Annotated in this window: 21 protein-coding genes; 6 read left to right on the top strand and 15 right to left on the bottom strand. The window is 63.7% G+C overall.

Annotated elements, in window-relative coordinates:
- Positions 1-5: 5 nt before the first annotated feature.
- Complete coding sequence (locus AC0L3H_RS22130) at positions 6-902, top strand: UTP--glucose-1-phosphate uridylyltransferase (protein WP_473586891.1); 897 nt, start codon at positions 6-8, stop codon at positions 900-902.
- A 258-nt stretch (positions 903-1160) separates the two neighbouring features.
- Positions 1161-3542 (top strand): polysaccharide biosynthesis tyrosine autokinase, encoded by a 2382-nt coding sequence (locus tag AC0L3H_RS22125; protein ID WP_473586890.1) that lies wholly within the window; start codon positions 1161-1163, stop codon positions 3540-3542.
- 290 nt (positions 3543-3832) lie between these two features.
- On the opposite strand, the gene AC0L3H_RS22120 is transcribed toward AC0L3H_RS22125, so the two are convergent.
- The 14 genes from AC0L3H_RS22120 to AC0L3H_RS22055 form a co-directional block, all read right to left on the bottom strand.
- Positions 3833-4915, bottom strand: coding sequence for an acyltransferase family protein (locus AC0L3H_RS22120; protein WP_473586889.1), 1083 nt, complete (start codon positions 4913-4915; stop codon positions 3833-3835).
- A gap of 134 nt (positions 4916-5049) precedes the next feature.
- Positions 5050-6957, bottom strand: a complete 1908-nt coding sequence (locus AC0L3H_RS22115; protein ID WP_473586888.1) for a propionyl-CoA synthetase — start codon at positions 6955-6957, stop codon at positions 5050-5052.
- A gap of 197 nt (positions 6958-7154) precedes the next feature.
- Positions 7155-8141: a dihydroxyacetone kinase subunit DhaK gene (gene dhaK, locus AC0L3H_RS22110; protein ID WP_473586887.1), complete on the bottom strand. Its 987-nt coding sequence runs from the start codon at positions 8139-8141 to the stop codon at positions 7155-7157.
- Between the two features lie 35 nt (positions 8142-8176).
- A complete protein-coding gene (locus AC0L3H_RS22105) occupies positions 8177-8608 on the bottom strand; it encodes a hypothetical protein (RefSeq protein ID WP_023796729.1) in 432 nt (143 codons plus the stop codon).
- A gap of 8 nt (positions 8609-8616) precedes the next feature.
- A complete protein-coding gene (gene ptsP, locus AC0L3H_RS22100; RefSeq protein WP_473586886.1) occupies positions 8617-10203 on the bottom strand; it encodes a phosphoenolpyruvate--protein phosphotransferase in 1587 nt (528 codons plus the stop codon).
- Positions 10187-10489: an HPr family phosphocarrier protein gene (locus tag AC0L3H_RS22095; protein WP_473490629.1), complete on the bottom strand. Its 303-nt coding sequence runs from the start codon at positions 10487-10489 to the stop codon at positions 10187-10189. The genes ptsP and AC0L3H_RS22095 overlap by 17 nt, the downstream gene beginning before the upstream one ends.
- Before the next feature lie 21 nt (positions 10490-10510).
- Positions 10511-10900, bottom strand: coding sequence for a dihydroxyacetone kinase phosphoryl donor subunit DhaM (gene dhaM / locus AC0L3H_RS22090; protein ID WP_027151568.1), 390 nt, complete (start codon positions 10898-10900; stop codon positions 10511-10513).
- Positions 10897-11499, bottom strand: coding sequence for a dihydroxyacetone kinase subunit DhaL (gene dhaL / locus AC0L3H_RS22085; RefSeq protein WP_473586904.1), 603 nt, complete (start codon positions 11497-11499; stop codon positions 10897-10899). Before dhaL ends, dhaM begins: the two co-directional genes overlap by 4 nt.
- An 83-nt stretch (positions 11500-11582) precedes the next feature.
- Complete coding sequence (locus AC0L3H_RS22080) at positions 11583-12602, bottom strand: ABC transporter ATP-binding protein (RefSeq protein WP_473586885.1); 1020 nt, start codon at positions 12600-12602, stop codon at positions 11583-11585.
- Entirely contained in the window at positions 12595-13707 is a 1113-nt protein-coding gene (locus tag AC0L3H_RS22075; protein ID WP_473586884.1) for an ABC transporter ATP-binding protein, read from the bottom strand. Before AC0L3H_RS22075 ends, AC0L3H_RS22080 begins: the two co-directional genes overlap by 8 nt.
- 3 nt (positions 13708-13710) lie before the next feature.
- Positions 13711-13914, bottom strand: coding sequence for a hypothetical protein (locus AC0L3H_RS22070; RefSeq protein WP_473586883.1), 204 nt, complete (start codon positions 13912-13914; stop codon positions 13711-13713).
- A 199-nt stretch (positions 13915-14113) separates the two neighbouring features.
- Positions 14114-15064, bottom strand: coding sequence for a carbohydrate ABC transporter permease (locus AC0L3H_RS22065; RefSeq protein ID WP_128183364.1), 951 nt, complete (start codon positions 15062-15064; stop codon positions 14114-14116).
- Positions 15061-16008, bottom strand: a complete 948-nt coding sequence (locus tag AC0L3H_RS22060; protein ID WP_128244752.1) for a carbohydrate ABC transporter permease — start codon at positions 16006-16008, stop codon at positions 15061-15063. Before AC0L3H_RS22060 ends, AC0L3H_RS22065 begins: the two co-directional genes overlap by 4 nt.
- Before the next feature lie 125 nt (positions 16009-16133).
- Entirely contained in the window at positions 16134-17465 is a 1332-nt protein-coding gene (locus tag AC0L3H_RS22055) for an ABC transporter substrate-binding protein (protein WP_473586882.1), read from the bottom strand.
- Between the two features lie 403 nt (positions 17466-17868).
- Between AC0L3H_RS22055 and hrpB the strand changes: the two genes are divergently transcribed.
- The 4 genes from hrpB to nhaA all read left to right on the top strand — a co-directional run bounded on the left by hrpB (position 17869) and on the right by nhaA (position 23796).
- Positions 17869-20484 (top strand): ATP-dependent helicase HrpB, encoded by a 2616-nt coding sequence (hrpB, locus tag AC0L3H_RS22050; protein WP_473586881.1) that lies wholly within the window; start codon positions 17869-17871, stop codon positions 20482-20484.
- A 32-nt stretch (positions 20485-20516) separates the two neighbouring features.
- A complete protein-coding gene (locus tag AC0L3H_RS22045) occupies positions 20517-21842 on the top strand; it encodes an ActS/PrrB/RegB family redox-sensitive histidine kinase (protein WP_023796718.1) in 1326 nt (441 codons plus the stop codon).
- Between the two features lie 63 nt (positions 21843-21905).
- Positions 21906-22469, top strand: a complete 564-nt coding sequence (locus tag AC0L3H_RS22040; RefSeq protein ID WP_023796717.1) for an ActR/PrrA/RegA family redox response regulator transcription factor — start codon at positions 21906-21908, stop codon at positions 22467-22469.
- A 130-nt stretch (positions 22470-22599) separates the two neighbouring features.
- Complete coding sequence (gene nhaA / locus AC0L3H_RS22035) at positions 22600-23796, top strand: Na+/H+ antiporter NhaA (protein WP_473586880.1); 1197 nt, start codon at positions 22600-22602, stop codon at positions 23794-23796.
- Between the two features lie 224 nt (positions 23797-24020).
- Here the strand turns inward: nhaA and AC0L3H_RS22030 are convergent, their stop codons facing one another.
- The gene (locus AC0L3H_RS22030) at positions 24021-24521 is read right to left on the bottom strand and encodes an MmcB family DNA repair protein (RefSeq protein ID WP_473586879.1); all 501 of its coding nucleotides are present in this window, start codon (positions 24519-24521) and stop codon (positions 24021-24023) included.
- Positions 24522-24546 lie beyond the last annotated feature (25 nt).

Here is a 24546-nt window from a genome sequence, read left to right as displayed (position 1 = left end):
ATGCAATGAAGAAAGTCAGGAAGGCAGTCATACCGGTAGCGGGGCTTGGAACGCGATTCCTGCCGGCGACCAAGTCGATGCCGAAGGAAATGCTGCCGGTCGTCGACAGGCCTGTCGTGCAATATGCGGTGGACGAGGCGTTCGAAGCCGGCATCGAGCACATTGTCTTCGTGACGGGCCGAAACAAGGCGATCATCGAGGATTATTTCGACCTGCATCCAGAATTGATCGGAACTTTGGAGCAGACCGGCAAGACGGCGCAGCTTCAGGCGCTGGAAAGCCTGCTTCCCGTGGCTGGTGCGACGAGCTTCATCCGGCAGCAGTCACCGCAAGGTCTCGGCCATGCGGTATGGTGCGCCCGGGAAGTCATCGGCGATGAGCCCTTCGCATTGCTGTTACCGGACATGGTGTCCTTCGGCGGTCGCGGATGTCTCGCTGAAATTGCGGACCTCTATGCGCAGACCGGCGGAAACGTCATCGCCGTCGAGCGCTGCGACCCGACCGAGACCAGCAAATACGGCATCGTCGGCTGCGGCGCCGATGTCGGCTCGGGCTTCGAGGTCACCGCCATGGTCGAAAAGCCGGCTCCGGCGAATGCGCCGTCGAACTACTACATCAACGGCCGCTATATCCTGCAGCCTGAAATATTCGGGCTGCTCGGCAATCAGCAGCGCGGCGCCGGCAATGAGATCCAACTGACCGACGCCATGGTCCGCCTTGCGCAAAGCCAGGCTTTCTTCGCGCAGCCCTTCAACGGCCGGATGTTCGATTGTGGCTCGAAGGAAGGGTTCATCCAGGCCAATGTCGCCTTCGCGCTGGCGCGCGACGACATGAAGGGACCGATCTTCGAGATGCTTCAGGAGTTCGTCCGGTTGCATGAGCGCCGGGTGGAAGCCGCATAAAGCCCATTTTTTGGGAGCAAGCATATGAATGGTGACGCAAGACATGCCGATATGTTTGACTGCCCAGGTCTCGCGGTGGTGGAATGAAGCTTGCGCTGGGCATATGCTGATGCTCCCGGTCTAGCGCGTGCAAACGAGAGCAGCGGACCCGAGTGGAGACAGGGTTTGGGAAAATCCGCGGCTCAAACAAAAATAGAGCGGCGGCGCGTTCGACTTGAGAGACCGCCGCTCTAGATGCAAACTTGAATTGGACCGAAGATGAATTATGCCAATTTTCCTCTCGACAAGAGGAAACCATTGCCGAGTTCGGACCCAGTCAGCGCCGACGATTTCATCGATGTCGAGCGCCTGCTCGGCATGGCAGCAAGGCAGGCAAAGGTGGTTGCGGCATGCGCTGCCATCGGACTTTTTCTGGGCGTGCTCTATTTGCAGACCACGCCTCCCACCTACATGGCGACGAGCCGTGTGCTGATCGACGAAGGATTGAACAAGGTCGTTGACGAGGTCTCGGCGGCGTCGGTCAGCATGCAGACCGACTCCGCCATTCTGAGCCAGATCGAAATACTCCACTCGGCGAGACTGGCGGCGGTGGTCGTCGACAAGCAGAAGCTCGATCAGAACGACGCTTTCATGAACCCTCCGACGTCGGCCGTGTCGAAGGCTGCCGGTCTTGTGCGCGGCGTGGTCCGGTATTTCCGTCCCAATCCCGCCGTGGGTACGGCCGACGTTACTCAGCTTGACCCGGCGACGCGTGACGCGATGATTGCCTCGTCGCGGCGCGATTACGCAATCCTCAAACTGCAGGACGAGGTGCAAGCCGAGCGCATCGGTCGCAGCTATGTGATCTCCATCGCCTACCAGGCCACGGACCCCGCACTTGCGACCGCGGTTACCAAAGCCTATGCCGACGCCTATCTCGCCGATCAGCTCGATGCGAGCTTCGATGCGACCGAGCGGGCGGCGGTCTGGCTCCAAGGTCGGCTGACGGAGCTTCGCGAAAGCTCCCAGGCAGCGGCGCTCGCCGTCGAGAAGTTCAGGGCCGAACATGGGCTGGCCGTCGATGACGGCCAGTTGATCAGTGACAAGCAACTGTCGGACCTCAATGGCCAGCTCATTGAGGCGCAGGCCGACACCGCCCGCGCCAGCGCCCGCTACCAGCAATACAAGTCGATCGTCGAAAGCGGTTCGGATAACGCATTCAGGGACGCCGCGATATCCGCCGACCAGCCGAGCAACTCGATCATTTCAACGCTCAAGACCCGCTATCTCACTGTCGCCAAGCGGCAGCAGGATATCGAAGCCAATTTCGGGGCTGAGCATCCCCAGGCGGTCGCACTTGCCAAGGAAAGGGCCGACATATCGGCGCAGATATTCGGCGAGCTGAAGCAATTGACCGAAAGCTACCGCAACGAATACGAAGTCGCCCTCGCGCGCGAGACGGCGCTCCGTGCAAATGTCGCGTTAGCTGCTGGCAAGAGTTCCATCGACAACCAGTCGCAGGTCAAGCTGCGCGAACTGGAGCAGAAGGCAACGGCGCTCTCGACGCTCTATCAAACGTTCCTTGGCCGCTACGAGGAAGCCTCCCAGCAGCAATCCTTCCCGGTCGGCAAGATCCGCGTCATCTCGGACGCGACGCTGCCGAAGTCCGCGGCAACCCCGCGCACGTCCATAGTGCTGGGACTTTCGCTCGTGCTTGGCGTGATGTTGGGAGCCGGGGTTGGTGGCCTGAATGAGTTCAGGGAGCGGTTCTTCAGGACCGGCGAAGACGTTCGCGATCGCGTCGGCCTCAAATTCCTCGGCTACCTGCCGATCATTGGCAGCAAGGTCGCCAAGGACGATAAGCGCGATGACGGTCAGGCGGATATCAAAACCGCCTCATCACCATCGGCGGCTGAAAGACGAGCGCGCATGCGGGTGAGCATCGACGCCCCGGCATCGATGTTTTCCGAGACGCTGCGCAGCGCCAAGATAGCCTTCGACGTGGTGATGGAAGGGCAAGGCAGCCGGGTCATTGGCGTGATCTCGGTCCTTCCCGGCGAGGGCAAGTCGACCGTGGCGGCGAATCTGGCCGGATTGCTTGCCGCCAACGGGTCGAAAACGCTGCTGGTGGACGGCGACCTGCGTAACCCCGGCCTCAGCCGCAGTCTTGGCATGGAGGCCGAGCAAGGCCTGATGGAAGCGGTGGTGAGCGGGCAGACCTGGCAGTCCGTCGGCAAGATCGACCGGCAGACCAAGCTGGCGATCGTCCCCGCCGTGCCGCGCGGTCATTTCTCGCACACAAGCGAGCTTCTGTCGTCGGCCGGGATGCGGCGTTTCATCGACAATGCCAAGGAGACCTTCCAGTACATCGTCGTCGATCTGCCGCCGCTCGGCCCCGTGGTCGATGCCAAGGCCTTTGCGCCGCTTGCCGACGGCTTCGTGCTCGTGACCGAGTGGGGGCGCACGCCGCGTGCGATGGTGCAATCCATATTGAGTTCGGAATCCTATATCGCCAACAAGATCGTCGGCGTCGTCCTCAACAAGGTCGATTTGAAGAAGCTGGCGAAGTATGGATCGATCGGCGGCTCGGAAAAATTCTTCGACAGATATTCGTCATACTATCTGGAGAAGTCTGAAGCGCGGACGAAGGTGAACAGCTGAGGCCGGTCTGTAGGACCGGCAGATCGTCGTCTTGCGCCGTCAGGCCGATACCGGGCCGGGGCCGTCGTGAGCGAAGACGTATGCCCCTCGAACAGACCATGACCGGCAGCCTGTGCACGAGCCGGTAGGGTCGGGAATGACGTTCCCGAGGGTGCCGGTCGATTTCCTCGCTTGATCAGTAGAGGTCGCCGAGCCGCGACGGGTCGTGCAAAAGCGTGCGCCGTGCTTTGTGCCGGACATTTCACCGTAGGACGTTTGCAGCCAGGAACCGGCGTGACAACGCTGGCGCGTTACGCCGCCTTGAGACGGTAGCGGAAGATGGTGTGGTCGAGCAGAAGCCGGATGCGCGGTTCGGCCTCGATCGCAATCAGCCAGCTCGCGGCGATCATGGTCGCCCCGACGATGATCACCGAAAGCAGGTATGGCACTCCCGCACGCATCAAGGCGCCGAGAATGGCTGCGCCGACGACATTATGGATCAGATAGAGAGGGTAGGTCATCAGGCCGATCCGGCGCCAGCCGCGCCAGGACAGGTCGAGCCGTAACGACCACGCCATCAGCGCCATGGCAGCGAGGAACAGGACGATCGGCGGCCCGTAGGGCATCGCGGCTTCGACCTTGATGCTGCGGACGTCGACAGCACTTATGATCTGCAGCACGCCGCCGGCCAGGAACAAGGCGCAGAAGACAAGGCGGGCGGGCGTCACTGCCTTGAAACGCATCAGCCAGAACAGCACACCTGTCGCGAAAAAACATCCGTGATGCACCAGGAGCAGGTCGAGCCAGCGCGCCTCGGCAAGGTCCGTCCAGTCGAATGGATAGTACAGGCACCAGAAAAGCGTGCTGATCGCGCCGAGCGCAACTGCCACCGCTTCCATCAGGTCGAAGCGGCCGAGCCGCAGCAGGATCCAGACGATGGCATAAAAGGCGATCTCGATGCCGAGCGTCCAGTAGACGCTGTCGACCCAGGGGTTGAACGGAACGAACAGGGCGGTGCGTATGAGCGTGGTGACAGCGTCCGTCGGCCAACTGAGATCGACCAGAAGCAGCACCATCGCGGTGACTGGTGCGCAGATCCAGACGGCCGGCGCCAATCGTTTCACCCTTGCCTCGAAAAACCGCAGCGGTGTCGAATGCTCGGCGCTGAAGGCGATGACGAAGCCGCTGATGACGAAGAATATCTGGACGCCGACCCATCCGAATTGGACCAGTCCGCCTATTTCCGGATGCGGCGGGATGCCGCCCGTCGCACGCGCCGAAACGCCCTCGGGGAACGCCCACACCCAGAAGCCGTAGTGGTAGACCATCACGAGTACAGCGGCGACAAAACGCAGGATGTCGACGCCGCCGAATGTTGTTTTTTGCTGAGCCATGCCGTGCCTTCGGAATGGCCCCCCACGCAAAGGTTTACGGGCTATTGCTGCATTGCACAACAGACGATTGCAGTGCAGGATGAATTCGTGAATTCGTCCGAAGCCGCGATCCGCCTGCCGCGCTCCGAAAGCAGCTAAAGCCCGATTCCGCGTCCCTTCAGCGCCGCGGTGATTTCGTCGAGAATGACCGGATCGTCGATGGTCGCCGGCATTGTCCAGACTTCCTTGTCGGCAATCTTCTGCATGGTACCGCGCAGGATTTTGCCGGAGCGCGTCTTGGGCAGGCGCTTGATCGTGACCACCGTCTTGAAGGCGGCGACCGGGCCGATCCGCTCGCGCACCAGCGTGACCACCTCGGTCTCAATAGTGGCGCTGTCACGCGTGACACCGGCATTCAGCACGACGAAGCCGAGCGGAACCTGGCCCTTCATCGCATCTGCGACGCCGACGACAGCGCACTCGGCAACGTCCGGATGCGCGGCCAGCACCTCCTCCATGGCGCCGGTCGACAGCCGGTGGCCGGCGACATTGATGATGTCGTCGGTGCGGGCCATCACGAACAAATAACCATCCTCGTCCATCATGCCGGCATCCGCCGTCTTGTAGAAGCCGGGGAATTCCTCGAGATAGGCTTGGCGAAACCGGTCATCGGCATTCCATAGCGTCGGCAGGCAGCCGGCCGGCAGCGGCAGCTTGACCACGACATTGCCCAACGTACCGCGCGGCACTTCGTGGCCGGCATCGTCGAGCACACGGATGTCGTAGCCGGGCATCGGCACCCCGGGCGAGCCGTATTTCACCGGCAGTAGCCCTAATCCGGCTGGGTTGATCGTCATCGGCGAGCCCGTCTCGGTCTGCCACCAATGGTCGATTACCGGCACGTTCAATTTCTGCTCCGCCCATTTGATGGTTTCCGGATCGGCGCGCTCGCCGGCGAGGAACAGCGTGCGGAATTTCGACAGGTCGTATTTCGGGACGAATTCGCCCTTGGGGTCCTGTCCCTTGATGGCGCGGAATGCGGTCGGCGCGGTGAACAGCGCGACCACGCCATGCTCTGATATCACCCGCCAGTAGGTTCCGGCGTCGGGCGTGCCGACCGGCTTGCCCTCGAACAGGACGGTCGTGCAGCCATGCAGCAGCGGGCCGTAGACGATGTAGGAATGGCCGACCACCCAGCCGACGTCGGAAGCCGCCCAGAACACCTCGCCCGGCTTGACGCCGAACTCGTTCTCCATCGACCATTTCAGCGCAACCATGTGGCCGCCATTGTCGCGCACGATGCCCTTGGGCTGGCCGGTCGTTCCGGACGTGTAAATGATGTAGAGCGGATCGGTGGCGAGCACCGGAACGCAGTCGACATTGGCGCCCGCGGCCCGCTCGCGGGCGACGGCGTCGGCATAGTCGATGTCGTGGTTCTCCTTTAGCTCGCAGCGCAGCTGATCGCGCTGCAGGATGAGGCAGGCTTCGGGCTTGTGCCGCGACATCTCGATCGCCTTGTCGAGCAGCGGCTTGTAGGCGACGACGCGCCCGGGCTCCAGGCCGCAAGAGGCGGAAATGATCAGCTTCGGCCGGGCGTCGTCGATGCGCGTGGCGAGCTCGTGCGAAGCAAAGCCGCCGAAGACGACCGAATGCACGGCGCCGATACGGGCGCAGGCAAGCATGGCAAACGCAGCTTCCGCCACCATCGGCATGTAGATGATGACCCGATCGCCTTTTTGGACGCCGCGGTTCTTCAGCACCGACGTCAGCGCGACCACCTCGCGTTTCAATTCGGCATAGGTGAATTTCCTGACCGTGCCGGAAATCGCGCTGTCATGGATCAGCGCGATCTGATCGGCGCGGCCACCCGCCACGTGGCGGTCGACGGCGTTGAAGCAGGTGTTGCAGGAGGCGCCGCCAAACCAGCGCCCATAGACGTCGGCATTCGCATCGAAGACCGTTTCGAAAGGCGAGAACCAGTCGATGGCCTTGGCCGCATCCGCCCAGAATTTTTCCGGATCGCGTTTCCAGCCGTCATAGACCTCGTGGTAGCGTGACGCCATCCAGCTTTCTCCCAGGAATGTTTCTGTCCTTGGAAATAGCGTATGCTGTTTTTGCAAGCACGTGCAAATTCGTCTTGGCGACCTTCCTTTGGTCGAAATGGACGTGACCGCCGCTTTTTCGCCGCAACCGGCCAGGTCGTAGAAAGCGCCTGCTTGCTTAATACTGTTCCTATAGCCGTGGCGCGGTGTTGGCCGTGCTACATCCCCCGGCGCAGCGCAGCCGTATGCACCGGTGCGTCCCACATTGCGGTCGTCTCGTCGTCGAGCATGGTCAGCGTGATCGAGCAGCCGGCCATGTCGAGCGATGTCACATAGGACCCGACCAGCGAACGGGCGACCGTCACGCCGTTTTTCTCGAAGATTTTCCGGGCGCTGTTGTACATCAGGTAGAGCTCCATCAGCGGCGTGCCGCCGAAGCCGTTGACGAAAAGCAGCGCCGGGCCTTTTGCCCTGTCACCCAGATCGCCAGATATAGCCGCGCAGATCTCCTCGGCGATGGCGTCGGCGCTCTTCAACGCGTCGCGGCGGCGCCCGGGTTCGCCATGGATGCCGACGCCGAATTCCATCTCGCCGTCGCCGATATCGAAGGTCGGCCTGCCGACGGCCGGTACGGTGCAACTGGTCAGCGCAACGCCCATCGAGCGCGTCGCGCCATTGATGCGTTCGCCAAGCGCCTTCAACGGCTTCAGCGCCATGCCTTGCTCGGCCGCCGCGCCGAGGATCTTCTCGACCACCAGCGTGCCGGCGACGCCGCGTCGGCCAGTGGTGTAGGAGGAGTTCTCGACCGCGACGTCGTCATTGGTCACCACTTGCATCACACCCTCCGACATTTCAGCAGCCATGTCGAAATTCATCACGTCGCCCTCGTAGTTCTTGACGATGAACAGGCAGCCGGCACCGGTGTCGACCGCCTCCGCGGCCGCCATCATCTGGTCCGGCGTCGGCGAGGTGAATACCTGGCCGGGGCAGGCGGCATCCAGCATGCCATGCCCGACCAGCCCGCCATGCAGCGGCTCGTGGCCAGAGCCGCCCCCGGAAATCAGCGCCACCTTGCCGGGCTTGAGTGTCCTGCGGCGCACGAATTTATGCTCGTCGCCAAGCACAAGGATGTCGGCATGGGCGGCAACGAAGCCATCGAGGCTTTCGGTCAGCACCGTGTCCACAGAATTCAGAAACTTCTTCATGGCCGTCTCTCCCGAAATAGCTGAACGCGGCGCGACTATGTCCCGCCCTTGCCGGCGATGCTGGTGATCTTCTGGATGAAATCGTTGACCGCCCTGTCGAGCGCCGCGTTCTGTTTGTCGTCGCCGAAATCGGGAACGATGAGCGAAACATGCCGCGTCTTGCGCATGCCGGATGCCAGCGACATTTTTCCCGGATGCGCCTGATGGTAGGCGGCCAGAAAATGGTCGCGTTCGGCCGGGCTGAAATGGCAGACGGCGAAAATAGCCGGCAAATGTTTTGACGGGATCGGGATCGAGTAGGCCGGACTGGAAATCTGGGTGACGAAGCTGCGATGCTTGCCCAACGCGTCGGCGAGGCGCTGGCGCATGCCGGACGGGCGCTGGTCGAGGACCTGCGACAGGATCGTCTTGTAGGCGCGGATCGCCTCTTCGGAACCGGCTTCAGGCGTCTTCTTGGTTTCGGCCATGCCGGTGCCTAGATCGAGACGTCCGCAATGGCCGCCTTGGCCATTGCGAGCTGGGCGGGAACCACGGAAAGGTCGCGCAGGCCGGCCTCGATCAGCGCCGGGATCGCCGCCGGATCGCCGCCGGCGTCGCCGCACAGGCTGACCGGAATCTTCTGCGCGCGGCCGAACGCCGCAACCGAGGCGATCAGCCGAAGCACGGCCGGGTTCCTGACCGAATTGAGATGCGCGACCGACGCGTTGTCGCGCGCCGCCGCCATCACATACTGGGTCAGGTCGTTCGAGCCGATCGAGAAGAAGGCGACCTCGGCAAACGCCTCAGGAGCGATCGCCACCGACGGCACCTCGACCATGATGCCGAGCGGCGGCATTTTTTGCGCGACGCCGCGCGCCGCAAGCGCGGCCTGCTCTTCGGCGAAGAGCGCAGCTGCTCGCTGATACTCGTCCCACACTGCGATCATCGGGAACATCACCTTGAGATTGCCATGCAAGGCGGCACGCAGCAGCGCCCTGATCTGCACCCGAAAAACCTCCGGTCTCGCCAGCGATAGCCTGATGCCGCGCAGGCCGAGAAACGGATTGCCCTCCTCGACGGTGAAGCCCGGCACCGGCTTGTCGCCGCCGGCGTCGATGGTGCGGATGGTCACCGGTCTGTCGCCGGCCCATTCGAGCACCTTGCGGTAGGCGCGATACTGCGTTTCCTCGTCCGGCGGCGTCTTGCCGAACAGGAACTCGGTCCGCATCAGCCCGACGCCATCGCAGGTCGAGACATCGATACCGTCGACATCGGACGGATCGGCGATGTTGACCTGCACCCGCACCGCAGTGCCGGCTTTCGTCACCGCCGGCCGAGTCAAAAAAGTTTCCGCCCTGTCGCGACGTGCCGCGAAAGACGACGACGATTGCCGGAACGCCTCGACCTCTGCCCTTGTTGGCCTCAACACGATGCCGCCGTGCTCGGCATCGAGCAGGGCGACGCCGGCAAGATCAGCCGGCGAAGCACCGAGCCCCACGATCATAGGCACGCCGCGCGAGCGCGCCAGCATGGCGACGTGGCTGGCGGTACTGCCCGCCTTCAGCGCAATGCCGCCGCCGGCGCTCCAGTCGGTTTCGAGAAAGCGCGTCGGCGCGATGTCCTCGCCGTAGAAGATGGCGCCTGTCGGCGCGGCAGCCGCGCTGTCCGCGGTCAGCGCGCGAAGCACCTGGTCTCTGATGTCGCGCATGTCGGCGGCGCGTGCCCGGAAATATTCCTGATCCGACCTTTCGTAGCCGACAATTTCGGCGTCAAGCGCCTGCCGCCATGCCGCATCGGCCGGCTGGCCGGCGGCAATCGCGGCAAAGGCCGGGCCGGTCAGCGCATCGTCCTCCAGCATGGCGAGCTGGAATTCGAGAATGTCGGCGGCATCGCCCTCGGTTGCCTGGATCAGCTTGGCAAGCCGGCCTGTCGCTGTGCCGATTGCCGTTTCGAGCGCGAGCCTCTCGTCAGCTGCGGTCGCTTTACTTCTATAGCGCGCGACGACCGGGTCGAGGTTGAACAGCGGCCCTTCGGCATAGCCGGCCGAAGCCGGGATCCCCTTCAGCTTAAGCGGTTCGGGCATGGTCCACGCCCTCGTCGAAGTCGCGCCGCACCAGTTCGACAAGCGCGCCGACCGCCTCGCCGGCACCGTCGCCCTGGGCTCTGATATGCAGCACCGTGCCTTTCGGCGCCTTGGCCGCCATCACCTTGACGATGCTCTTGGCGTCGAACCAAGGACCGTTGGCGGCGAGCGCCACTTCGACTTCGGCCGAAAACGTCTTGGCGAGCTTGGTGAATTTCACCGAAGGGCGTGCATGCAGGCCGACCTCATGGGTGATCAGAACGGTGGCTTCTGCGGATGCGGACATTGAGTCAAGATTCCTGTTCATTCACGATGGCGACAATTCGTGTGCCGTCGCCACCACTTCCCTGAGCGAGGCGCCGCCGGACGCCTCCGTCGCCGCCATCACCGCGCCCTCGACGATCGGCGCGTTGCAGACGATGATCTTGTGCGCGCGCGGCTCGCCGATCATCTCGACCGCCATCTCGCTGTTGGTTTCGGCGCCGCCAAGATCGACAAGTATAGCGACACCTGCCTCCGACCAGGCCTTGTCGATCGCGCCCATGATCGCCTCGACATTGGTTCCCAGCCCGCCATGGCCGTTTCCGCCGCACCATGCAAGCGGCACTTCGTCGCCGACCATCTGGCGCACCATGTCGGCCGTGCCCTCGGCGACCAGCGGTGAATGCGATACGATGACGATGCCGACATTGCTCATGCTTGCCCCTCGATGGTCTCGGTGACAGCCCGCACCAGAAGCGCGGTCGAGCGTGCCCCGGCATCCATATGGCCGATGGAGCGGTCGCCGAGAAACGAGGCGCGCCCGCGCAAGGCCTTCATCGGCACGGTGGCATCGGCAGCACTGTCCGCGACATCGGCGATTTCCGATCCGGTCTTTCCCTGCAGCAGGGCGTCATGCACCGGTTGCAGCACGTCGAGCATGGTCTTCTGCCCGACCTGCGACTTGCCCCTGGCTGCCACCGCCTCGATCGCCTTGCCGAACGCCGACATCAGATTGGCGCGATCCGGCTCTACGGAAATTTCCTTGCCGAGCGCCATGAACAGCGTCCCGAACAAGGGGCCCGAAGCCCCGCCGACGGTCATTACCAGCTTGGTGCCGATCGCCTTCAGAGCGTCCGGCAGCGGCTTTGTCGCGAAAATGTCCGCCTCGGCGCGCACCGCCTCGAAGCCGCGCTTCATGTTCAGCCCATGGTCGCCGTCGCCAATCGCCTGGTCGAGCCTGGTCAGCTCTTCGGCGTGAGCGGCAATCGTGTCGGCGGTGACGGATATCAGCGTCTTCAGGTCAAGCTTGTCCATCGTCCCGGTCTTGTCCAGTGTCGCAGTCTTGTCCAGCGTCCCGCTCTTTTCCAGTGTCCCGTTCTTTTCCAATGTCTCGGGGCTCATCGGTTTGCAATCCTGTTTCCGGCCTGGTCGAAGAACAGCGGCGCCCGGTAGCGGATAGTCACCCGGTCGCCCTTTTCCAATTGGATGTCGGGATCGGTCAGCGTCACCAGCTTTCTGCTTCCCACCGTCACATGCAGGTGGTTCTGGTCGCCCAGATGCTCGACCCAGTTAACAACGCCGTCGGCGGGGCCATTCGATGCCTTGCCGATCGACAGATGTTCTGTACGCGCGCCGATCGTTTTGGTTCCCGCCGGCATGTCGCCATCCGGCAGCAGGCCGGTCGGCAACAGATTGATCGCCGGCTGGCCGAGCCTTGCGGCGACATGAAGGTTTGCCGGCTCCGAGTAGATGGTGCGCGGCGTGCCGATCTGCGCCAGCACGCCGTCGGCAAGAATGCCGATGCGATCGGCCATCGTCATCGCTTCGATCTGGTCGTGCGTGACATAAAGCATTGTGGCGCCGACCTCGGCCTGGATGCGCTTCAGTTCGAGCCGGAGGTCTGCGCGCAGCTTGGCATCGAGCGACGACAGCGGCTCGTCCATCAGATAGATCGAGGGCTTGCGCACCAAAGCGCGCCCGATGGCGACGCGCTGCATCTCGCCGCCGGAAAGTTTGGTGGAGCGGTTGTTCAGCTTGTGGTGGATACGCACCATCCTGGCCACATCCTCGACGCGGCGGCGCACCGCGTCCTCGCTCAGCCGCCGCGCCGGCGAGCGCAGCGGAAAGGCCAGATTGTCGTAGACCGACAGATGCGGATAGAGCGAATATTGCTGGAAGACGAAGGCGGTGTCGCGCTCGGCCGGCGACAGCATTGTCGCATCGCGGCCGCCGATACGGATCGAGCCCGTATCCGGCCGTTCCAATCCGGCGATAAGTCTGAGCGTCGTCGTCTTGCCGGCGCCGGTCGGCCCGAGCAGCACGACGAATTCGCCGTCGGCGACGTGCAGATCGAGAGTGTCCACGGCGACATGTTCGCCGAAGCTCTTGGTCACGCCATTGATCTGCACGTCAGCCATGATGCGCTCTTCCCTGGGAAGCCCCATCATGGATTGCGGTTCGCACCGCGCGGCCGGAGCCCTTCTCGAACAGCGACAGCCGTGCGCTGCTCAGCGCCAGGCCGACATGGTCGCCCGCATTGAGCCGGATTTCGGCCGGCACCCGCGCCTTGATGATGCCGCCGGATGTCTCCACCGCAACGATCTGCGTGGTGCCGAGATACTCGGTGCCATAGATGGCGCCGCGCAGCTTCGAAGCGTCGTCGAAGCGGATGTGTTCCGGTCGGATGCCGAGCGCCATGTCGGCCGGCGCGATGTCCTCGCGCACCTCCGGCACTGCCACCTTGGCGCCTTGCACCACAATCTCCCTGGCGCCCTTTGAAAGCCCGCCGCCAAAGCCGAGAAAATTCATCGGCGGCGAGCCGATGAAATCGGCGACAAACATCGTCGCCGGCCGGTCGTAGATTTCGCGTGGACTTCCGAACTGCTCGATGACGCCGTGGTTCATAACCGCGATCTTGTCGGCCATCGACATCGCTTCCATCTGGTCATGCGTGACATAGACCGTGGTGGCGTGGATGCGGTTGTGCAGTTCGCGCAGCTCATGCACCATGAGATCGCGAAATTCGGTGTCGAGCGTGCCGAGCGGCTCGTCCATCAGGAAGCATTTTGGCCGCCGCACGATGGCGCGGCCGAGCGCCACGCGCTGGCGATCGCCGCCGGCAAGACCGGAGACCGACTTGTTGAGCAGATGGTCGATGCGCAACAGCTTCGCCGTCTCTTCGACGCGCCGGCGGATTTCGATGCCTGGCGTGCCTTGCGCCAGCAGCGGGAAGCCGATGTTCTTGCGCACATTCATATGCGGATAGAGCGCGAACAGCTGGAAGACAAAGGCGATGTCGCGCTCGCGGGCACGCCGCATGGTAACGTCCTCGCCACCGAGCAGGATCTTGCCGCCGGTCGGCAACTCCAGGCCGGCGATCATGCGCAGCGTCGTCGTCTTGCCGCAACCCGACGGCCCCAGCATGACGAAGAACTCTCCATCTCTAACGACGAAGTTGGAATCCTGCACGGCGACGAAATCGCCGAATGCCTTGCTCATATGCTCGACCCTGATCTCCGCCATCGTCTACTCCGGAAACTTCGAGACGATGATGAACATCGCCGTGCCGGCCAGCATGGTGATGAAGGAATAGGTGTAGAGCGGCAGCGCGAACGGCTGGAACAGCATCAGGAAGCCAATGGCAATGATCGCTGTGGCGACGTTCTCCATCAGGCCGCGCCGGAACGCACGCGGCCAGCGCGAGCGTTTGGAATGGGTACGACGGGTCATGATGACAAGCTCCGCGACCCCTTCTCCCCGTCACTATACGGGGAGAAGGTGGCCCGAAGGGCCGGATGAGGGGCGGCGCCAAAATCTGGAAAGCTTGCGCTGCCCCTCATCTGCCTGCCGGCATCTTCTCCCCGTAAACGGGGAGAAGGGGCGCTGCCGCGGCGCCGCTTCCATTTCTGCTGCTGAGTCGCCGTGTTGCTCATTTGCGCACCGCGCCGAAGGTGATACCGCGCAGCAACTGCTTGCGGAGCAGGATGGTGAACACCAGGATCGGCACCAGGAAGATCGTCGTGCCCGCGGCGACCGCCGGCCAGTCCTGGCCGCCTTCGCCGATGATGGTCGGGATGAAGGGCGGTGCGGTCTGCGCCGTGCCCGAGGTCAGCAGTGCGGCGAAGGCATATTCGTTCCAGGCGAAGATCAGGCAGAAGATGGCGGTCGCGGCAATGCCGGTGGTCGCCTGCGGCAGCACGGTGCGCCAGAAGGCCTGCAGCCGCGTATATCCGTCGATCATCGCCGCTTCTTCGTACTCGCGCGGGATCTCGTCGATGAAGCCCTTCAGCAGCCACACGGCGAGCGACACATTGACCGCCGTATAGAGCAGGATCATGCCGAGCGCGGTGTCCGACAGGCCAATCTCGCGATACATCAGGTAGATGGGAATAGCGACCGCGATCGGCGGCATCATGCGCGTCGACAGGATGAAGAACAGCAGGTCGTCGGCCAGCGGCACCTTGAAGCGCGAGAAGCCATAGGCCGACAATGTGCCGAGGAACACCGCGCAAAAGGTCGAGCCGAAGGCGATGATCAGCGAATTGACGAAGCGCGGCATGAAATTGGACGGGCCGGCGATCACCATGTTGCGCTTGCGCACCGTCTCATCGCAGATGCCCGTCGCCGGTCCCAGCGCGTTGATGTATTCCGGTGTCTGCCGGGTGCGGGTCGAGAACAGATTGCAGTAGCCCTCGAGGCTCGGCTGGAACAGGATTTTTGGCGGATAGGCGATCGAGTCCGGCGGCGTCTTGAAGCTGGTGGCGAAGATCCACAACAGCGGCACGATCGAGATCAGCGCGTAAAGCACGATAATTGTGCCGGCGACGCGCTTCGAAATCGCGGAGGGTGCGACAACAGAATGGGCTGACGTCAGGCTCATCTCTGCTTCACCTTGTTGAGCGCCTTCACATAGATGTTGGCTAGCCCGAACACCGCAACGAACAGGATTATGGCGAAGGCCGAGGAATAGCCGGTCCGCCAGCTTTCGAAGGCCTGCCGCTTCAGCGTGATCGAGGCGACCTCGGTGGTCGATCCCGGTCCGCCGCCGGTCAGGAGGTTGACCATGTCGAACATCTTGAAGTTCTCGATGCCGCGGAACAGTACCGCCAGCATGATGAAGGGCAGCGCCATCGGCAGCGTGATCGACCAGAACTGCCGCCAGTTGGAGGCGCGGTCGACCTCGGCAGCCTCATAGATGTATTCGGGGATCGAGCGCAGGCCGGCGAGACAGATCAGCATCACGTAAGGCGTCCACATCCAGGTGTCGACGATGACGATCGACCACGGCGCCAGCGACACGTTGGAGAGCATGCCGATCTGCGTTGCCGGAATGCCGGTGGCGAACGAGATGGCATAGGCGAACAGCCCGATCTGCGGCTCGTAGAGGAAGCGCCAGAAATTGCCGACCACTGCCGGCGACAGCATCATCGGCACCAGAATGATGGTCGTCCAGAAGGCGTGGCCGCGAAACTTCCGATCGATCAGCCAGGCCAGGGTAAAGCCGATCAGCGTTTGCAGCAGGATGGTCCAGAACACGAAATGCGCCGTCGTCTGCATGGCGATCCAGATGTCCTGGTCGCCGAGGATGCGCTTGTAGTTGGCAAGGCCGACGTTCCTCACCACCTCGTTGGGACGGTTGGCGCGGTAATTGGTGAAGGACAGATAGATCGCCCAGAACAGCGGGAAGATGTTGACGGCGAGCAGCAACAGGATCGTCGGCGAGATGAACAGCCAGGCGAGGCCCTTGTCGCTGATGCCTCGGACCTTGCGGGCCAACGGCTCAGGCGTAGCCCGGGCGACGCTGTCCGCAGTCCGATTGAGCATGGTCAGTCCCGCTTCGGTCACTTCGTCTTCTCGTCAATGGAATTTATCTGAGCTGTGTCCCGTGCCAAGGGTGGCACGGGACACGCGGTCGTGGCTCGGGAGGAGCCGATTGGATACTGCCCCAACTACATCTTGCCGTCGTCCTGGAAGACCTCGGTCCAGTCCTTGACCAGGCCATCAAGTGCATCCTTGGCCGAACCCTGGCCGGCGACGACGTAATCATGGAAGCGCTTCTGCGACGCCTGCAGCAGTGGCGCATAGCTGGGCTCTGCCCAAAAATCCTTCACGATGGCCATGGAGTCGAGGAAGGTCTGCGCATAAGGCTGGCTGGCCGGGAAGCCTGGATCCTTGACGACCGCGTTGAGGCAGGAAAAGCCGCCGAGCGACCACCATTTGGCCTGCACGTCCTGGTTGGCGAACCACTTGATGTATTTGAGCGCAGCTTCCTGCTTGTCGGAGTAAGAGACCACCGAGATGCCCTGGCCGCCAAGCTGGGCGAATTGATCGCCGTCGGGCCCCTTGGGATTGGCGAAATAACCAATCTTGTCGCCGCCGACATTTTCGTCCTTCTGCAGGCCTGGCCAGGTAAAGGCGAAGTTCATGTGCATCGCCACCTGGCCGGATTTGAAGGCGTCGACGCCTTCGCCCATGTAGCTGTTGGAAGCCCCGGGAGGCGTGCAGCAGTCATAGAGCGCCTTGTAGAACTCAAGACCCTTCACCGATTTCTCGGAGTTGACGAAGCCGTCCATCTCGTATGGCTTGTCGGGATTCTCATATTTGAAACCGAAGCTGTAGAGCCCGTCCATGGCGCCCATGGTGATGCCTTCGGAGCCGCGCTCGGTATAGATCGATGCGCCATAGACCGTCTTGCCGTCGATCTCGCGCTTCTGGAAAAACTCGGCGATCTGCTTCAACTGGTCGAAGGTCGTCGGCGCTGCGAGATCCCAGCCGTACTTTTCCTTAAATTCCTTCTGCAGTTCCGGCTTGGAGAACCAGTCCTTGCGATAGGTCCAGCCGACGACGTCGCCCATGGCCGGCAGCGCCCAGTAATTCGGCGAGTTCTTCGGCCATTCGGAGTAGCCGACGACGGTCGCTGGCACGAAGTCGTCCATGCTGATCTTCTCCTTGTCGAAGAAGTCGTTCAGCTTGACGTAGTGGCCGTTCTCGGCCGAGCCGCCGATCCACTGGCTGTCGCCGATGATCAGGTCGCACAGCTTGCCCTTGGAATTCAGTTCGTTGAGGAAGCGATCGGCATAGTTGGTCCACGGCACGAATTCGAATTTCATGCCGATGCCGGTTTCCTTGGTGAAATCCTTGGACAATTCGACAAGCGCGTTGGCCGGGTCCCAGGCTGCCCAGCAAAGCGTCAGATCTTCAGCCTGCGCGACATTCGAAACGGCGGTCGACGCAAACATCGCCGATGTCAGTCCCAACGTCAGTTTCAAGGTCGATTTCATGCCTTCCTCCCATTTGCGAAACGCGCCCGGATGACGGTTTCAAATAACCTCAAACCCCCTCCTCAGGGGTCTAAACATGACGACGCGGTTAAGCGGCGGATGTTTAGTAATTTGTTTAGTGATGCAATTTTTACTAAACAACGCAAGCGAATTCGTCGCTGCGCTGCAGCATAATTCGCTTGTATCTGGGCGGTGATCCTGGCCGCGCCGTTCTATCAGGAAATATCCCGACTTCCTGTCGCTTCTCGGCCGCGTCATCGTCGGTGGCTTCCGCCTTTGACTATGGCGAGGAGGTGGACCCGCTTTGAGTTGGTCCGTTGCCCGGTTGCGCGGCGACCGCCACCGCTGATATGCGGGGCGCGACTGACCTGCCGCGAGATTGGATGGATGCATCCCTGAAACAATGACCAGAAAACCCTTGCCAGAGCTTCCGGTCTCCGCCGTCCTGCCGGCGCTCGGTGAAGCGCTTGGCCATGGCAACAGTGCCGTGCTGGTGGCGCCGCCCGGCGCCGGCAAGACGACGCTGGTGCCGCTGGCGCTGCTCGATGCAGCATGGCTCGGCACGGGGAAGATCATTCTGCTCGAGCCGCGCCGGCTCGCTGCCCGCACTGCCGCCCGCCGCATGGCCGAACTGCTCGGCGAGGAGCCCGGCGAAACGGTCGGCTATGCCATGCGGATGGAGAACCGCACTTCTGCGAGGACCAGGATCCTTGTCGTCACCGAAGGCGTGCTGTCGCGGATGATCCTCGACGATCCGGAGTTGCCCGGTGTCTCGGCGGTATTCTTCGACGAGTTCCACGAGCGCTCGCTCGACGGCGATTTTGGTCTGGCGCTGGCGCTCGATGTGCAAGGTGCGCTGCGGACCGATTTGCGATTGCTGGTCATGTCGGCGACGCTCGACGACGCGCGCGTCGCTCGGCTGCTTTCCGGCGCCCCGGTGATCGAGAGCGAAGGCCGCGCCTTTCCCGTCGACATCCGCTACGACGAGCGGCTGGCCGGCATCGCCATCGAGGACGCGATGGCCAAGGCGATCCGCGCGGCCCTTGCCGAGGAGAGCGGCAGCGTGCTCGCCTTTCTGCCCGGCCAGCGCGAGATCGAGCGCACCGCCGAGCGGCTGCAAGGCCGCGTCAGTGCCGACACCGACATCGTGCCACTCTATGGCATGCTCGACAACAAGGCGCAGGACGCCGCGATCAAGCCGGCGCCGTCCGGCCGCCGCAAGGTGGTGCTGGCGACCTCGATCGCCGAGACCTCGATTACCATCGAGGGCGTGCGCGTCGTCATCGATTCCGGCTTGTCGCGCCTGCCGCGCTACGAGCCGGCCAGCGGCCTGACGCGGCTGGAGACGGTGAGGGTCAGCAACGCCTCCGCCGACCAGCGCGCCGGCCGCGCCGGCCGCACGCAGCCCGGCGTCGCCGTCCGGTTGTGGCGGACCGAGCAGACCGCGGCACTTCCCGCCTTCACGCCGCCGGAAATCCTCGAGGCGGACCTTTCCGGACTTCTGCTCGATTGCGCCGCCTTCGGTGTCGCCGACCCGTCGAGCCTCTGCTTCCTCGATCCGCCGCCAGCCCCGGCGCTCAGCGAGGCAAGGGCGCTGCTTCGTGCGCTCGACGCCATTGACGAGGCAGGGCGACTGACGCAATCGGGTGCTGCGATGCGCAGGTTGGCACTGCCTGTGCGGCTGGCTCACATGGTCGCCGAGGTGGCAAACACCGGCCGGGCGTTCGAAGCGGCCATGCTCGCCGTGCTGCTCACCGAACGTGGCCTGGGCGGCGACGGCGCCGACCTCGAACGGCGGCTGCTTCGGTTCCGATCCGAAAGATCGCCGCGCGCCACCGCCGCCCGGCAACTCGCCGAGCGGCTGGCGAAACAGGCTTCACCCTCCCCTTCGAGGGGGACCGAAGGACGGGCGAGACCCGTGGTCCGCCCCGGTATGTCGATCCGCGAAGCGGATCGGGGTGGGATTGGGTCGGGCACGCCATCGCCGACCCCACCCCGTCTCCCTCGCCTCGCTGGGCAAGGCTCACTCGCCGACCCTCCCCTCGGGGGGGAGGGCAGCGCCGGCGCTCTCCTCATTCATGCCTGGCCGGACCGCGTCGCCAGGGCGCGCGGAGAGCGCGGCCGTTTCGTGCTGGCCAACGGTTCAGGCGCCATGCTTGACGCCGCCGACCCGCTGGCGGGCGAAACCTGGCTTGTCGTCGCCGATCTGCAGGGCAAGGCGCAGAACGCCCGCATTACGGCAGCGGCGGCGATAGACGAAGCCGACATTCGCGCTTCGCTCGCCGATAAGATCGAGACAAACCGCGAAACCAGTTTCGACTGCGACAGGCGTGCGGTGCGTGTGCGTGAAACCGTTCGCCTCGGCGCCATCACCCTGTCCGAACGGATGCTGCCGGCGCCGGCCGGCATCGCCGCCGATCGCGCCATCCTTGACGCCCTGCGCCAACACGGGCTGTCGCTTTTGCCGTGGGGCAAGGAGGCCGAAACGCTGCGCCAACGGCTCGGCTGGCTGCATCGCGGTCTTGGCGCGCCCTGGCCAGATGTTTCCGATGCGGCGCTCATCGACCGCCTCGACGACTGGCTGCTGCCCTTCCTTTCCGGCGCGGCGTCCTTTGCCGCGATCGATCCGGGCGTGCTTTCGGCCGGCCTCATGGCATTGGTGCCGCACGATCTGCAGCGCCGGATCGAGGCGCTGGCGCCGACCCATTTCGACCCTCCATCCGGCAGCCGCGTGCCGATCCGCTATGACGGTGAATGGCCGGTGCTGGCGATCCGCGTCCAGGAGCTGTTCGGTCTCGACCGGCATCCCGCGATCGCCAACGGCGCGGTGCCGCTGACGCTCGAGCTATTGTCACCGGCGCACCGGCCGATCCAGACGACGCGTGACCTGCCCGGTTTCTGGCGCGGCTCCTGGGCCGATGTGCGAGCCGAGATGCGTGGCCGCTATCCCCGGCATGTCTGGCCGGAGAACCCGCTTCTCGCCACCGCCACCAGCCGCGCCAAACCGCGGGGGACCTAGCCTTTCTTCTTTTCCGGCTATAATCCTTGGCCATGATAAACATCCTGCGGGCGCCCGACTTCCAGCAAAGCCAGCGGCTGCGCCTCAACACGCTGATAAGGCTGCGCTGGCTTGCCATTGTTGGCCAGAGTCTGACGGTCCTTGTCGTTGCCTATGGGCTGAAATTCCCGCTGCCGGTCAGTCTCTGCTTCGCGCTGATCGCCTGTTCGGCCTGGATGAACCTGTTGCTGACCTTCCGTTATCCGGCGGCGCATCGGCTGACCCCGCTGCAGGCTTTCGCCATCCTGACCATCGACAGCCTGCAGCTTGCCGGTCTGCTCTACCTGACTGGCGGGCTCACCAACCCGTTTTCAGTGCTGGTCACCGTGCCCGTGGTCATCTCGGCGACGTCGCTGCCGCTGCGCCTGACCGCCATCCTCGGCGCGCTGGTGATGGTGACGGCGAGCCTGCTGGTGTTCTTCCATCTGCCGCTGCCCTGGTACGAGGGCGCGCCGCTGGAGATGCCGTTCATTTACGTCGCTGGCATGTGGATGGCGGTGTTTTCCTCGATCGCCTTCACCGCGATCTACGCCTTCCGCGTGGCCGAGGAAGCCCGGCTGCTCGCCAACGCGCTTGCCGCCACCGAGCTGGTGCTGCAGCGCGAACAGCATTTGTCGGCGCTGGACGGCCTTGCCGCCGCCGCCGCGCATGAGCTCGGCACGCCGCTCGCCACCATCACGCTTGTTGCCAAGGAGATGGAGAAGGCGCTCCGCAATGACCCGAAATACGGCGAGGACGTGACGCTGCTGCGCTCGCAGAGCGAGCGTTGCCGCGAGATCCTCAAACGCCTGACCAGCCTGTCCTCCGAGGGCGAGGCGCATCTCTCCCGCCTGCCGCTGACCTCGCTGGTCGAGGAGATGACCGCCCCGCACCGCGATTTCGGCATCTCGATCAAGCTTCTCCCCGGCGAGCGCATCGGCCCCGAACCGGTGGGACGGCGCAATCCCGGGGTCATCTACGGCCTCGGCAATCTGGTCGAGAACGCCGTCGATTTTGCCCGCAAGAGCGTCACCGTGCGCTGGAGCTGGAACGAGGCAACGGTCACCTTCTCGATCACCGACGACGGGCCGGGCTTTCCTCCCGAAATCATCGATCGCATCGGCGAGCCCTATATGTCGACACGCCAGGGCACCGAGGCCGGCGGCGGGCTCGGACTGGGGCTGTTCATCGCCAAGACCCTGCTTGAACGCTCGGGCGCCACGCTCGATTTCCGCAATTCAAACGAGCCGGGCGAGGGCGCCGTCGTGCGGATATCGTGGCCGCGCAGCGTCTTCCTCAATCCTGAATCGGCTTCGGCCACCATGTTTGACACGGCTTGAATTGGACAATAGCGCTCCAAAACTATATCTGCGTAAAATTCGGGCAGCAGGAATGTCAAGACGATGAATGGCGACGAGACGATTGGCGCAATGGTTGAGGGCGAGGACACCTCGCTGCTGATCGTCGACGACGACAGGCCATTCCTCACGCGCCTTGCCCGCGCCATGGAGACCAGGGGTTTCGTGGTCGAGACGGCCGAGAGCGTCGAGGAGGCCGTGGCCAAGGCGCGCGCCAATCCGCCAGCCTACGCGGTGGTCGACATGCGGCTCGCCGACGGCAACGGCCTCGACGTCGTTGCCGCCATCCGCGAGAAACGCGACGACGCCCGCGCCGTCATTCTCACCGGCTATGGTAACATCGCCACCGCGGTTACGGCGGTGAAGCTCGGGGCCATCGACTATCTGTCGAAACCGGCAGATGCCGACGAGGTTTTCGCGGCTCTTACCCGCACTGCGGGCGAACGCGCCGCACCGCCTGAAAACCCTATGTCGGCCGACCGCGTGCGCTGGGAGCACATCCAGCGCGTCTACGAAATGTGCGACCGAAACGTCTCCGAGACGGCCCGCCGTCTCAACATGCATCGCCGCACGCTGCAGCGGATACTCGCCAAACGCGCGCCGCGCTAACGCCTGACCGTCCTTTGCGCGCGCCAAGGTCGCGTGGCACTGTAAGAACTGCCCTGCCATCGGCGGTTGCGCATCATCGCACAGGGTGATGTTGTCCCTGCCGGCTGGTAGGCGACACGACGGAGACGACATGCAGGACCAGAAGCCGCGGCCCACTTCCATCTTTCGCGAATTCTTGGCCAGCGAGGCGACAGGCGGCATCGTCCTGATGGCAGCCGCGGCATTGGCGCTGGTCGTCGCCAATTCGCCGCTGGCCAAAACCTATTTCGACGCCCTTCACGCCTATCTGGGACCGCTCAGCGTATCGCATTGGATCAATGACGGTCTGATGGCGGTGTTTTTCCTGCTGGTCGGCCTGGAGATCAAGCGCGAGATGCTGGACGGCCAGCTCTCGACCTGGCCACGCCGCGCTCTGCCCGGCATCGCCGCTGCCGGCGGCATGCTGGTGCCGGCACTTGTCTATGTCGCCATCAACCGCGACAATCCAGCCGCCCTGGCCGGCTGGGCGATCCCGACCGCCACCGACATCGCCTTTGCGCTCGGCGTGCTGTCGCTGCTCGGCAGCCGCGTGCCAGGGTCGCTGAAGGTATTCCTCACCGCGCTCGCCATCATCGACGACCTTGGCGCCGTCATCATCATCGCGATGTTCTACACGAGCGGCCTGTCGCTCGCCTATCTCGGCGCCGCCTTTGCGGTCATCGCTCTGCTCGTCATGCTCAACCGCATGAAGGTGCTGACGCTGCTGCCCTATCTCCTGCTTGGTGTCGTGCTGTGGGTGCTGGTGCTGAAATCGGGCGTCCATGCCACGCTCGCCGGCGTGGCGCTGGCCCTGACCATACCTTTGAAAATCACCCCCGGCATCAGCCAGGATTCAGACCATTCCCCGCTGCACCGGCTCGAACACGGCCTGCACAGAATAGTGCCCTTCGTCGTCGTCCCGATCTTCGGCTTCGCCAATGCCGGCGTCTCGCTCGCCGGCCTCAGTGCTGCCACCCTGGTCGAGCCGCTGACGCTGGGCGTCGCCGCCGGCCTCGTCGCCGGCAAGCTGGTCGGCGTGTTCGGTTCTTCTGCGCTTGCGATCCGGCTCGGCCTCGCCGATCTACCGGTCAATGCCGGCTGGCTGCACATGGTCGGCATTTCGCTGCTCTGCGGCATCGGCTTCACCATGAGCCTGTTCATCGGCCTGCTCGCCTTCGCCAGCAATGTCGAGCTCCAGGACGCGGTGAAAGTCGGCATCCTCGCCGGCTCCTTCATCGCCGCCATCCTCGGCGCCGCCGTGCTGCTGATGGCGCCGGCAGCGAATGGGATGGACCAAGAGGAAGAGTAGCCGACGAACGTCGCGCCGCCCCTCATTGCAATGCCGGGCATTTCTCCCCGTTTAGAGACGGGGAGAAAGACGCCTTCGCAAAGATTTCGCCAATCTCCAGCGTTGCAGAAAGGGTGCAGAGGTTGCGGCCAGCGCCCCTTCTCCCCGTTCACGGGGAGAAGATGCCGGCAGGCAGATGAGGGGCAGCGCAAACGTCGAAGGTTACAGGGGAATCCGAAAACCTTTTACTCGCTCTCGCCCTCCAGCGCCGGCACCGCCACGCCGGCAAGTTCCGCCGCCAGCAGCCGCGCTGCTCCGGCCCGCGCGATCCTCAGCATCAGCGCCTTGCGCGTCGCCGCCGCCATGCGGTGCTCGGGCGCATCGCGCAGGATTTCGGCGCCGTAGCCGTCGGAAAGGATAAAGCCGCATTCCTGCGGAAAGATCTCCGACGGCACACCGGGATGCGTGGCGAAAAAAAATCGGTCGGAGTGCAGCCGGTAGTCCGGCCATTTGCGGTCGCCCCTGAAATCCTCGATCGAGGATTTGATCTCGATGATCCAGATGTCGCCCTGGCGGGTCAGCGCGACGAGGTCGGCGCGGCGCCCGGTCGCCAGCGACAGTTCCGGCAGCACATGCGCGCCCATCTCCCTGAGCAGCCGCTGCACGCCGCGCCGAACCAGCATCGCGCGTTCCGACTGGCGGCCATCGATCAGGGGATTGAGAGGAATCGGCGAGATAATTGGCATGGCGGCATCATGCCAGACTTTGTTC

The sequence above is a fragment of the Mesorhizobium sp. WSM4816 genome (assembly GCF_055811535.1).
The sequence above is the reverse complement of the archived record's forward strand: the minus strand, read 5'-3'. Positions and strand labels throughout refer to the sequence as shown.

What these genes read in the sequence shown, in the direction of transcription:
- AC0L3H_RS22130 (WP_473586891.1), top strand. Translation starts at nt 6, where the DNA reads ATGAAGAAAGTCAGGAAGGCAGTCATACCGGTAGCGGGGCTTGGAACG.
- AC0L3H_RS22125 (WP_473586890.1), top strand. Translation starts at nt 1,161, where the DNA reads ATGAATTATGCCAATTTTCCTCTCGACAAGAGGAAACCATTGCCGAGT.
- AC0L3H_RS22120 (WP_473586889.1), bottom strand. Translation starts at nt 4,915, where the DNA reads ATGGCTCAGCAAAAAACAACATTCGGCGGCGTCGACATCCTGCGTTTT.
- AC0L3H_RS22115 (WP_473586888.1), bottom strand. Translation starts at nt 6,957, where the DNA reads ATGGCGTCACGCTACCACGAGGTCTATGACGGCTGGAAACGCGATCCG.
- dhaK (WP_473586887.1), bottom strand. Translation starts at nt 8,141, where the DNA reads ATGAAGAAGTTTCTGAATTCTGTGGACACGGTGCTGACCGAAAGCCTC.
- AC0L3H_RS22105 (WP_023796729.1), bottom strand. Translation starts at nt 8,608, where the DNA reads ATGGCCGAAACCAAGAAGACGCCTGAAGCCGGTTCCGAAGAGGCGATC.
- ptsP (WP_473586886.1), bottom strand. Translation starts at nt 10,203, where the DNA reads ATGCCCGAACCGCTTAAGCTGAAGGGGATCCCGGCTTCGGCCGGCTAT.
- AC0L3H_RS22095 (WP_473490629.1), bottom strand. Translation starts at nt 10,489, where the DNA reads ATGTCCGCATCCGCAGAAGCCACCGTTCTGATCACCCATGAGGTCGGC.
- dhaM (WP_027151568.1), bottom strand. Translation starts at nt 10,900, where the DNA reads ATGAGCAATGTCGGCATCGTCATCGTATCGCATTCACCGCTGGTCGCC.
- dhaL (WP_473586904.1), bottom strand. Translation starts at nt 11,499, where the DNA reads ATGGACAAGCTTGACCTGAAGACGCTGATATCCGTCACCGCCGACACG.
- AC0L3H_RS22080 (WP_473586885.1), bottom strand. Translation starts at nt 12,602, where the DNA reads ATGGCTGACGTGCAGATCAATGGCGTGACCAAGAGCTTCGGCGAACAT.
- AC0L3H_RS22075 (WP_473586884.1), bottom strand. Translation starts at nt 13,707, where the DNA reads ATGGCGGAGATCAGGGTCGAGCATATGAGCAAGGCATTCGGCGATTTC.
- AC0L3H_RS22070 (WP_473586883.1), bottom strand. Translation starts at nt 13,914, where the DNA reads ATGACCCGTCGTACCCATTCCAAACGCTCGCGCTGGCCGCGTGCGTTC.
- AC0L3H_RS22065 (WP_128183364.1), bottom strand. Translation starts at nt 15,064, where the DNA reads ATGAGCCTGACGTCAGCCCATTCTGTTGTCGCACCCTCCGCGATTTCG.
- AC0L3H_RS22060 (WP_128244752.1), bottom strand. Translation starts at nt 16,008, where the DNA reads ATGCTCAATCGGACTGCGGACAGCGTCGCCCGGGCTACGCCTGAGCCG.
- AC0L3H_RS22055 (WP_473586882.1), bottom strand. Translation starts at nt 17,465, where the DNA reads ATGAAATCGACCTTGAAACTGACGTTGGGACTGACATCGGCGATGTTT.
- hrpB (WP_473586881.1), top strand. Translation starts at nt 17,869, where the DNA reads ATGACCAGAAAACCCTTGCCAGAGCTTCCGGTCTCCGCCGTCCTGCCG.
- AC0L3H_RS22045 (WP_023796718.1), top strand. Translation starts at nt 20,517, where the DNA reads ATGATAAACATCCTGCGGGCGCCCGACTTCCAGCAAAGCCAGCGGCTG.
- AC0L3H_RS22040 (WP_023796717.1), top strand. Translation starts at nt 21,906, where the DNA reads ATGAATGGCGACGAGACGATTGGCGCAATGGTTGAGGGCGAGGACACC.
- nhaA (WP_473586880.1), top strand. Translation starts at nt 22,600, where the DNA reads ATGCAGGACCAGAAGCCGCGGCCCACTTCCATCTTTCGCGAATTCTTG.
- AC0L3H_RS22030 (WP_473586879.1), bottom strand. Translation starts at nt 24,521, where the DNA reads ATGCCAATTATCTCGCCGATTCCTCTCAATCCCCTGATCGATGGCCGC.